This is a genomic window from Corallococcus praedator (assembly GCF_003612125.1).
Classification (GTDB): domain Bacteria; phylum Myxococcota; class Myxococcia; order Myxococcales; family Myxococcaceae; genus Corallococcus; species Corallococcus praedator.
Map to the genome: position 1 here is coordinate 1 of NZ_RAWI01001131.1, position 429 is coordinate 429.

Annotated in this window: 1 protein-coding gene; it reads right to left on the reverse strand. The window is 61.8% G+C overall.

Going from position 1 to position 429, the window contains the following annotated elements; translation table 11 throughout:
* Positions 1 to 273 (reverse strand): hypothetical protein (locus tag D7Y13_RS47505; RefSeq protein WP_208734671.1); only part of this gene is annotated, 273 nt, incomplete at its 3' end.
* Positions 274 to 429 lie beyond the last annotated feature (156 nt).

Consider the following 429-nt stretch of genomic DNA (forward strand, 5'->3'; position numbering starts at 1 on the left):
GACCAGAAGCGATCGCATCTGCTGGCGATCGCGCTGTGACAGAACCAGCAGTCGAAGATGCAGCCAAAGTAACGCTAGACGAGAAGCCATTGTCCGCAGCAGCCGCAGCCGCAGTCGCAGAAGTGCAAGTGGCGCAAGCAGTCGATCGAGCGCCCGCATCGGATGAAGCTGCCAGCGATCGCGCTGCGGTTGAGCCTCCATCGAGTGAAGCTGAATCTGTAGCACTACCAGACCCAACTCGCGAAGCCCAGCCAGAACAGATTCGTCCTGCAACAGAAGTTGCTCAGATTGCGCCGTTGGTTAACGAGCCGCTGCCTGCGCCGACGGCTCCAGCCGACACGACCAGCCCTGCGCCGCCTGCGGACGCAACGCCCTTGCCAACACCAAATCCAAGCGGCATTCCATCCACGCTGCCGCCTAGCTCGGCTC